We start from the raw sequence: 8,568 nt of genomic DNA, 5'->3' as shown, positions 1-8,568 counted from the left end.
CCGACGCCGCCCGCGCCCGCGCCGCCGACGCCGCCGCCACCGGCACCCTTGCCGCCGCCCGCGCCGAGACCGCGCCCACCCGCGCCGCCCGCACCACCGGCCCGACCGCCCGCACCCGGGCCGCCACCGCGCCCCGTGCCGGGAGGCGTGGTGCCCGGGGGAACGACGCCGATGCCACCGGGTCCGCCAGGCCCGCCACCCGGCGGGACCGACGGGTTGTAGCCGGGCAGCGGGTTCGACCCGCCACCACCGCCACCGGCCCACTGCGACTCGCTACCGGCCGGACCGGGCGAGACGCTGCCGAGGCCATCCGGCCCCAGCCCGCCACCGCCGCCGACGCGGCCGATGCTGCCGCCACCGCCGCCGATGCCCTGCGCGCTCCCGCCATTGCCCGGGCTCGTCGGCGTCCCCACCGCGGTGCCCTGCCCACCGGGCTCAGCGCCCTGCTCGTAGGCCATCCGCGGCGGAGCCGGGAACGTGGGCAAGGAGTTGACCGAGGCCTCGGACGACTGCTGGTAGTTGTCGTAGTGCCGCTTGGCCTCCTGGGCCTTCTCGGTGGCTTCCCTTTCCTGCTGCTGCAGGTCGGTCTCGCCGCCGACCAGCCAGGCGCCGCCCTTCTCAACCCAGCTATCCGTCGCGGAAACCTCCACCGGCTCCGGCATGGAGTTCTTGACGGTGCTGAAGTTGTCGGCTTGCTGCATGGCGGTCCTGCTGACCGCCTGCGACATGGTGTCGGCGTCGTGGATGAACTGCGTCATCGGAGCGAGCGAACCACCGTGCTCCTGGGCCGCTTGTCCTTCCCAGGCGACACCCGCCTTGGAGTTGGCCTCTTCGAGCTTGCTCGCGACTTCGTTGAACTTCTTCGAGATGTTGTTCTGCCACGCGTCGATCACCGGCTCGATCGCGGCGGTGCCACGGCCACCGGTGATCTGCTGGTACTTCTGCGGGTGATTGAAGCCAACATCCTGCATGATCGCGTTCCGGTTGCCCTCGTCGGACGGCGAGAGCAAGTAGCCTCCGACCAGGCCCGCAGCGATTGCCGGTACTACCATTCTTGATCCCCCTCGTGCTTCTTGTCCGCGCCGTCAGGACGAGGCAGCGGGCAGGTTCTTCACTGCCTCGGTAGCGAGCTTCTGCGCCATACCGCAGGTGTCCTTGAGCTCGGGCGTTTCGCCGCCGTAGCGTGAGTAGCTCACATCAATCTGTTGGTACTCGGCGACGAGAACCTCGACCCGGCAAAGCCTGTCGTTGCCCGGCCTATGGCCAGCGGGATAACCTCCGACATCGACCCTGTTGATATCCGGCTTCGTAAAGATTACGTCAGCTCCGCCGCCGTCGAAGAGAGCAACACTGACGGAGTAGTTGTCATTGCTCCAACGGCATTTGGGTTGCCCGTACTCGGATTCCTCCACGGCAGGAGTGCTGCCTGCGCCGCCGAGTCCAGAAAGCTGCTCCTCGGTGAGCAAAGTGCAAGCGTCGGTGACGGTGGAAATGTCCCGGGGCTCTTCGATAGCCGTACCGCTGTCGGTCGCTGACTCTTCCGGAGGCGGCGTGGCTTGCGGCCCCTCGGCTCCAGGGGAAGAGCATGCGGCAACGCTGAGTGTTGCCAGGAGAGCAAGAGCGGGCAGCGTGGTACGTCGTGACACGATGAGTTCCTTAGACTTGCCGGGGAGTCGCGGCCTCGTCGGCGGTCTGGTATCCGCTCTGGGCAGCCTTGAGCTGACTGATCTGGTCTTCGATTCGCGTGATGCACTGCTGAACGGCCCAGCCGAGCTTTCCCGGCTCGTTACTCGTCATTGTGGCCATGGCCTCAGCGACTTTCCCGCTGACTTCGTCTTCGCCTGCCCGCCGACGTGAGATGTTCTCCGTCTCAACCGCAGATTCGCCGATTGCTACCAACAGATCCCGGGCCTCTTCGTACTTGGCGATGAGGCCGGGGATCTGCTCGATGTCGACGGAGAACGAGGCTTGTGCGGCGCCGGCACCCCCGCCGCCGGCCGAACCAGTGTTAACGACGGTATGCACGACGGCGCGACCTGCCGCCGCCACTGCTCCGCCCACCCCAGGTACTAACACGGTCTTCCCTCCAGTGCTGCGTGTTCCGGTGTCAGCTTGCCAGGTGCGTGCCGCCGACCACAGAGTAGTTCGGCGCACGACACGCGGTGCGAGTTCCCGATTCGGTCACGAATGCTCCGTTCGGAGCAGCATCAGAAGGCCGCGGCGCGCTGGGTTTCGGCGGCGAGGCCGCCGAGGACCCGCTTGACCGTTCCGGCGTCGCAGCCCGCGACCATGCGCTGACCGCCGCTGTTGTAGACGGCGACGCGGCCCTGTTCGAGGTCGATGATGCGCAGCGTCTGCTCGCCGCGGAACTCCTTGCGCTGGCGGTTCCAGATGGTCACGCCGACCTCGCCGCCGCCGAGCTTCTTGCCGTCGAGCAGCCTGGTCATCTGCCGGTAGTCGGCGATGTTGACCCCGCGCGAGCGCAGCAACTGGTCCAGGGCGCGCTCGTCGGTCTCGCCGCGGCGCTCCAGGTCGGCGCGGGCCTTGCGGAGTTCGGCGAGGTCCACGCCGAGCGCGCGCATCTTGTGCGGCCGGTGCTCGGGCAGCAGCGACATCAGCGCGGGCAGCGCCTCGTCCGGCCGCACCCGCTCCAGGGTGAACCGGTCGCCGTCGATGGTGGTGCGCACCGCGACCTGCCCGGCCACCGTGACGCAGGCCCGCAGCTCGGTGCCCTTGGTGTGCGAGAACCGCAGGTCGTACTCGACGGAGGAGTGCGCGTAGGCCCCCATCAGATCCCACACCGCGTCGTTGACGCGATCGCCGCGGTCGACCAGGCCGCGCTCGCGGCACCGCTGGTCGGCGGCTTCGAGTTCGGCGTTGATGTTCTCCGGCGTCCGCCCGTAGTGGCTGAACGACGCCACGCCGGGAATCCGGGTCAGGCCGGCCCAGCCGGCGAGAATGACGTATTCGAGTCGGTCGACGTCGAGCTTGGACGGCACTGGTCGTGATCCCCCGCGCGAAGTGGTGTTCCTCCGACCCAGCAGACTAGCGCGCCGGTCCAGCGCCCGGGGCGGAATCAGTCCAGCCCGGACAGGCCTCGCCAGGCGCCGCGGGAACCGCGCCGGGCCGCCGAACGCTGCCACCGGAACACTCCGTAACCGATGATCCCCAGTCCGCAACCGGTGGCGCTGGTCCAGAACTCGATGCCCCACTGCCCGTCGGTGAGGTCCACCACCCCGAACCAGACGACGCCGACGAGCCACAGCAGCGTCCCTGCCAGCACGACCGGCGTCGGATCGGCCAGTCGGCGCGGGAGCTGCGGCACCGGTCGGTGCCCCGCTCGGGAGGGGGTGGGTTCGCTGTCCTGTGCCACGTCAGGCAGGCTACTCCCGGTAGTTCGAGGTCGCGTGCGCGGAGGTCGGGCGCGCGCGGTGTGTCGTGATGGGAAGCGTGATGGAGACTCCCGAAGCGCGCAAGGGTGCGCTGGACAAGTATTTCAAGATCAGCGAGCGGGGCTCCAGCGTCGTCCGGGAGGTCCGGGGCGGCGTCGTCACCTTCGTGGCCATCGCCTACATCATCGTGCTGAACCCGCTGATCCTCGGCAGCTACTCGGCGGATTCGCCCAGCGCCAAGGAGGACGTGCTGGGCGGCATCCTGCCGGTGCCGCAGGTCGCCGCGGCGACCGCGCTGGTCGCCGGGGTGATGACGATCCTGTTCGGCCTGATCGCGAACTTCCCGTTCGCCCTCGCCGCCGGGCTCGGCCTCAACACGCTCGTCGCGGTGAGCATCGCGCCCCTGGTGACCTGGCCCGAAGCCATGGGCCTGGTGGTGGTCAACGGCATCATCATCCTGATCCTGGTCGCCACCGGCTTCCGCAAGGCCGTGTTCGACGCGGTGCCGCCCGCGCTCAAGTCCGCCATCACCGTCGGCATCGGCCTGTTCATCACCATGGTCGGGCTGGTCGACGCCGGATTCGTGCGCCGCATCCCGGACGCGGCGGGGACCACGGTGCCGGTCGGCCTGGGCATCGACGGATCGATCGCCACCTGGCCCACCGCCGTGTTCGTGTTCGGCCTGCTGCTGACCGCGGTGCTGGTGGCGCGCAAGACCCGCGGCGGGATCCTGATCGGCATCGGCGTCACCACGGTGGTGGCGATCGCCGTCGAGTCGCTGGTGCAGGTCGGCCCGTCGGAGGGCAGCAACCCCTACGGCTGGAACCTCGGCTACCCGGCGCTGCCGGAGCAGATCATCGGGCTGCCGGACCTGTCGCTGATCGGCGACATCTCCTTCGGCGCCTGGACCCGGCTGCCCGCGCTGGCCGCCGCGATGCTGGTGTTCACCCTGGTCCTGGCGAACTTCTTCGACGCGATGGGCACCATGACCGGCCTCAGCAGGGAAGCCGGGCTTGCCGACAAGGACGGCAACTTCCCCAACGTGGGCAAGGCGCTGGGCGTCGAGGGCCTCGGCGCGGTCGCCGGCGGCCTCGGCTCGGCCAGCTCGAACACCGTGTTCGTCGAATCGGCCTCGGGCATCGCCGAAGGCGCCCGGACCGGCCTGGCGAACGTGATCACCGGCCTGCTGTTCCTGGCGGCGATGTTCTTCACGCCGCTCTACCAGATCATCCCGATCGAGGCGGCGGCATCGGCGCTGGTGGTGGTCGGCGCGATGATGATCGGCCAGATCAAGCAGATCGACCTCGCCGACTTCAGCATCGCGCTGCCCGCGTTCCTGACCATCGTGGTCATGCCGTTCACCTACTCGATCGCCAACGGCATCGGCGCGGGCTTCATCAGCTACACCGTGCTGCAGGCCGCCACCGGCAAGATCCGCCAGGTGCACCCGTTGATGTGGGTGGTGTCGGCGGCATTCCTCCTCTACTTCGGAGCAGGCCCGGTCAGCGCGGCGCTCGGAATTTGATTCCAGGCTCGTTCTGCTTAGCGGTGCGGGTAGCGGAACCTCAGCGGCCTTCTCGCTCCGGGAGCCGCTTCTCATGTACCACCCCGTACACAGCGTCGCGGCTGTCCTCGCGAGAAGACCGCTGAGAACCCGCGGCGGTGCGAGCTGCGAGGGTGGGGCAAAGCGGAAGCGGCTCCCGCCGCTTGCCTGACGGGGGTTGGGGGTGGCTCGGCGGCACGCCTCGGTGTCAGGCAGTGCGGCGTTGCAATCTCCATCCGTGCAGCGCCGCTGCCGGCACCCCGGCCACGAGCGGACCGGCGCCCCATACCAGCACCCCGCTGTTCACCTGACCGGATCCGGTGATCACGAGAGCGAGGACGAGACCGCCGAAGACCGCGACGACCGCGCACTCGACCCAGGGGAGATGCCGAAGTCCGAGCCGCGCGGCGAGGCCGAACGCCGTGCCGAAGACCGTCCCGAGAGCGATCCCCACCGGCACTGCGACCAGACCGGCCACCGCCGCCACCCCCGCGAATCCCTCCCAGTTCGGCGCCGAGGCAACAGCGCCGTAGAGCGCGACCGCGATGGCGTAGGCGATCCCGGCACCTGCGCCGATCAAGGCCCCGTCGAGGCTGCTCCGCAGGATCGTCTTCCACGCTGGCCGTCCGCGTTCCGGTTGATCGGACGATGCGGTCACCGCTGCTCCTGACGGTCACGATTCGCTCGGGTCGTGCGCCACCGCAGCACAGCATCCCGGGCCGATGTCAGGGGAGTGCCCGGTGATGCGAGGCCCTGCGCTCCAGCCGAGGCGGGGCACGCGGCTGCGGATCCGGCGCGGATCGCTGCACCGCTCACCGCGGGCGGTCAGCTAGCTAAGGTGGGCCGACCTGTGGTTTGTCCGATTCCCCTGGATTGTTTGGTAGGCTAACGACGTGTCCGACATCAGCGAGCGCACCCTGGGGAGCCGGTTGCGGCTCGCCGTGGTCCGGCTCAACCGGCGGCTGCGCGCGCAGAGCACCGACTCGACCATCACGCTCACCCAGCTCTCGGCGCTGTTCTGCCTGTACAAGGCCGGGTCGATGACCCCGGGCGAGCTGGCCGCGACCGAAGGCGTGCAACCGCCCTCGATGACGCGGGTGATCGCCGCGCTGGAGACCGCCGGGCTGATGGCGCGGCGGGCGCACCCCACCGACGGCAGGCAGGCCATCGTCGAGCTGACCGAGGCGGGCCGGGCGCGCATCGACGAGGAGGTCTCGGCGCGCGAGCGGTGGCTGGACCACCAGCTCGCCGGGCTGACCGACGAGGAACGCGAGGTGCTGTCCCAGGCGGCCGAGATCATCGATCGCCTGGCGAGGCGCTGAAGGGCGGTAGGCGAACAGGTGGCGGAGCGATCCGGAACCCGGCTGGAACGAGGCCCCAGCGGGGAGCACGATCCTCCGCCGTCGATGTTCGGCTCGCTGCGGGAGCGCAACTACCGCTACTACGCCTCCGGCCAGGTCGTCTCGCTCACCGGCACCTGGATGCAGCGCGCCGCGCAGGACTGGCTGGTGCTGGAGCTCTCCGGCGGCAGCCCGGCCGCGCTCGGCGTCGCCATCGCCCTGCAGTTCCTGCCGACGCTGCTGTTCACCCTGTGGGCCGGCGGGCTGGCCGACCGGTTCGACAAGCGCCGGCTGCTGATCGCCACGCAGACCGCGCTCGGGCTGTGCGGGGTGGTGCTCGGCCTCCTCGACGTCACCGGGCTGGCGGTGCTGTGGCAGGTCTACGTGCTGTGCTTCGTGCTCGGCTGCTTCTCCGCGGCCGACGCGCCGATCCGCCAGTCGTTCGTGGTGGAGATGGTCGGTCCGGCGCAGCTCACCAACGCCGTCGCGCTCAACTCGATGACGTTCAACCTGGCCCGCATCGTGGGTCCGGCGCTGGCCGGGGTGATGATCAGCGCCACCGGGACCGGCTGGGTCTTCCTGCTCAACGGCGCGAGCTCGGCGGCCGTGGTGGGCGGGCTGCTGCTGATGGACCCGGGCGCGCTGCACCGGGGCGCACCGGCTGCGACCCAGGAGTCCGGTCGGCTGCGGGCCGGGCTGCGCTACGTGCGCGGGCGGCCGGAGCTGGTCGTGGTGCTGGTGCTGGTGTTCTGCGTCGGCACCTTCGGGATGAACTTCGAGAACTCCTTCGCGGTGCTGGCCCGCAACGAGTTCGACCGGGGCGCGGCGGGCTACGGGCTGCTCATCACCGCGCTGGCCGTGGGCACGCTGACCGGTGCCGCGCTGGCGGCGCGGCGCAGCGGCCGGGGGCGGCCGAGGCTGCGGCTGGTGGTGCTCGGGGCGCTGGCGTTCGGCCTGCTGGAGGCGGTGGCCGCGCTGATGCCGACCTACGAGCTGTTCGCGCTGGCGCTGGTCCCGGTGGGCGTCGCCGTCATGACCTTCACGACCAGCGCGAACTCCACCGTGCAGCTCGCCGTGGAGCCCGGGATGCGCGGGCGCGTGATGGGCCTGTACATGCTGCTGTTCCTGGGCGGCAAACCGCTGGGCGCGCTGGTCACGGGCTGGCTGGCGGAGCTGTTCGGGGCCCGGATGCCGCTGCTGCTCGGCGCGTTGGTCTCGGCCGGGGCGGCGGTGGTCGCGGCGCTGGTGCTGGCGAGGCGGGGGGTTGTCAGATCAGGCAGGTTAGGCTAACCTAATACATGTCCGCTTCGTGGTGGGAGCGGCAGTCAGTTCGGGAACAGATCAGCCCCCGGCCTCTCGGCAGGCCGGGGGCTGATCCCGTCGACGGCGGGCTTGTCGGAGCACTCACCGTCGAGATCGGGGACCTGTCAGGGCAGCAGCAGGCCGTTCTTGCCCGCCCGGGCGTCGGCGAAGCGCTGGGCCACCTCGGCCCAGTTCACGACGTTCCAGAGCTGCTTGACGTAGTCGGCCTTCACGTTCTTGTACTGCAGGTAGTACGCGTGCTCCCAGATGTCGAACACCAGCAGCGGGGTGGTGGCGATCGACAGGTTGGAGTGGTGGTCCCGCAGCTGCTGGGTGATCAGCCGCTGCCCGACCGGGTCCCAGGCCAGCACGCCCCAGCCGTTGCCCTGGATCGTGGTGGACACCGCCTCCATCTGGGCCCGGAACCCGTCGAACGAACCGAAGTCCTGGTCGATGGCCGCCGCCAGCTCCCCGGTCGGCTTGTCGCCGCCGTTGGGGGACAGGATCTTCCACCACACCAGGTGCAGCGAGTGCCCCGCCAGGTTGAACGCCAGCGTCGTCTCCAGGCCCACGATCGACCCGAAGTCACCGGCCTCGCGCGCCTCGGCCAGCTTGTCGATCGTGTCGTTGGCGCCCTTGACGTAGGTCGCGTGGTGCTTGCTGTGGTGCAACTCGTTGATCTCGCCCGAGATCGCCGGTTCCAGCGCCGCGTAGTCGTAATCCAACTCCGGCAGCTCGTACCGCTGCGCCATCGAGGCCTCCTCCGCGTGACGTGTTCTCGTGCCATCGTCTAGCTGTTGCAAGGATCTGGCAACTATATGCCTACCCGTCGAGACGTCGATCTCACCCCCGTTTTCGGCGATCGGCCGCTGACCAGCGGTGATGCGCGCGATCCCGGTCGTCGCGGCGGTTGACCGGGCCGGGCGGTTCGGGAAGGATCAGCCGCCGAGCGAACGGGGGAAGTCCGGTCGAAGTCCGGCGCTGACCCGCA

10 protein-coding genes are annotated in these 8,568 nt (G+C 69.7%); 3 read left to right on the top strand and 7 right to left on the bottom strand.

Features of this window, described 5'->3' with window-relative positions; all coding sequences use genetic code 11:
• From ABD976_RS25220 to ABD976_RS25200, 5 genes are all read right to left on the bottom strand, one after another.
• Positions 1 to 971, bottom strand: a 971-nt coding sequence (locus ABD976_RS25220; protein WP_345367439.1) for a hypothetical protein, incomplete at its 3' end; no start/stop codon positions are given.
• Positions 972 to 1,085: 114 nt separating this feature from the next.
• On the bottom strand, positions 1,086 to 1,646 hold the full coding sequence (locus ABD976_RS25215) for a DUF3558 domain-containing protein (RefSeq protein ID WP_345367437.1): 561 nt from the start codon (positions 1,644 to 1,646) through the stop codon (positions 1,086 to 1,088).
• Positions 1,647 to 1,656: 10 nt separating this feature from the next.
• Positions 1,657 to 2,049, bottom strand: coding sequence for a hypothetical protein (locus ABD976_RS25210; RefSeq protein WP_345367435.1), 393 nt, complete (start codon positions 2,047 to 2,049; stop codon positions 1,657 to 1,659).
• Positions 2,050 to 2,207: 158 nt separating this feature from the next.
• The gene (locus ABD976_RS25205) at positions 2,208 to 2,999 is read right to left on the bottom strand and encodes an ESX secretion-associated protein EspG (RefSeq protein ID WP_345367433.1); all 792 of its coding nucleotides are present in this window, start codon (positions 2,997 to 2,999) and stop codon (positions 2,208 to 2,210) included.
• A 77-nt stretch (positions 3,000 to 3,076) separates the two neighbouring features.
• Positions 3,077 to 3,373 carry a DUF2530 domain-containing protein gene (locus ABD976_RS25200; protein WP_345367431.1) on the bottom strand — a complete coding sequence of 99 codons (297 nt, stop codon included), beginning with the start codon at positions 3,371 to 3,373 and terminating at the stop codon, positions 3,077 to 3,079.
• Positions 3,374 to 3,453: 80 nt separating this feature from the next.
• Between ABD976_RS25200 and ABD976_RS25195 the strand changes: the two genes are divergently transcribed.
• The gene (locus ABD976_RS25195; RefSeq protein WP_345367429.1) at positions 3,454 to 4,917 is read left to right on the top strand and encodes an NCS2 family permease; all 1,464 of its coding nucleotides are present in this window, start codon (positions 3,454 to 3,456) and stop codon (positions 4,915 to 4,917) included.
• A gap of 226 nt (positions 4,918 to 5,143) precedes the next feature.
• On the opposite strand, the gene ABD976_RS25190 is transcribed toward ABD976_RS25195, so the two are convergent.
• Positions 5,144 to 5,593: a hypothetical protein gene (locus tag ABD976_RS25190; RefSeq protein ID WP_345367427.1), complete on the bottom strand. Its 450-nt coding sequence runs from the start codon at positions 5,591 to 5,593 to the stop codon at positions 5,144 to 5,146.
• Between the two features lie 235 nt (positions 5,594 to 5,828).
• Here ABD976_RS25190 and ABD976_RS25185 point away from each other — a divergent pair, with 235 nt between their 5' ends.
• Together ABD976_RS25185 and ABD976_RS25180 are read left to right on the top strand one after the other, a co-directional pair.
• A complete protein-coding gene (locus ABD976_RS25185) occupies positions 5,829 to 6,257 on the top strand; it encodes a MarR family winged helix-turn-helix transcriptional regulator (protein ID WP_345367425.1) in 429 nt (142 codons plus the stop codon).
• A gap of 42 nt (positions 6,258 to 6,299) precedes the next feature.
• Positions 6,300 to 7,565, top strand: a complete 1,266-nt coding sequence (locus ABD976_RS25180) for an MFS transporter (RefSeq protein WP_345367444.1) — start codon at positions 6,300 to 6,302, stop codon at positions 7,563 to 7,565.
• Between the two features lie 137 nt (positions 7,566 to 7,702).
• Here ABD976_RS25180 and ABD976_RS25175 read toward each other — a convergent pair whose 3' ends face one another.
• Entirely contained in the window at positions 7,703 to 8,329 is a 627-nt protein-coding gene (locus ABD976_RS25175; protein WP_345367423.1) for a superoxide dismutase, read from the bottom strand.
• Between the last annotated feature and the right edge of the window lie 239 nt (positions 8,330 to 8,568).

The organism is Saccharopolyspora cebuensis (assembly GCF_039542665.1).
GTDB classification, from domain to species: domain Bacteria; phylum Actinomycetota; class Actinomycetes; order Mycobacteriales; family Pseudonocardiaceae; genus Saccharopolyspora; species Saccharopolyspora cebuensis.
This window is presented reverse-complemented; position numbering and strand designations above follow the sequence as displayed.

Excerpts from the sequence above, each read along its gene's own strand:
- ABD976_RS25195 (WP_345367429.1), top strand. The coding sequence starts at position 3,454 with ATGGAGACTCCCGAAGCGCGCAAGGGTGCGCTGGACAAGTATTTCAAG.
- ABD976_RS25175 (WP_345367423.1), bottom strand. The coding sequence starts at position 8,329 with ATGGCGCAGCGGTACGAGCTGCCGGAGTTGGATTACGACTACGCGGCG.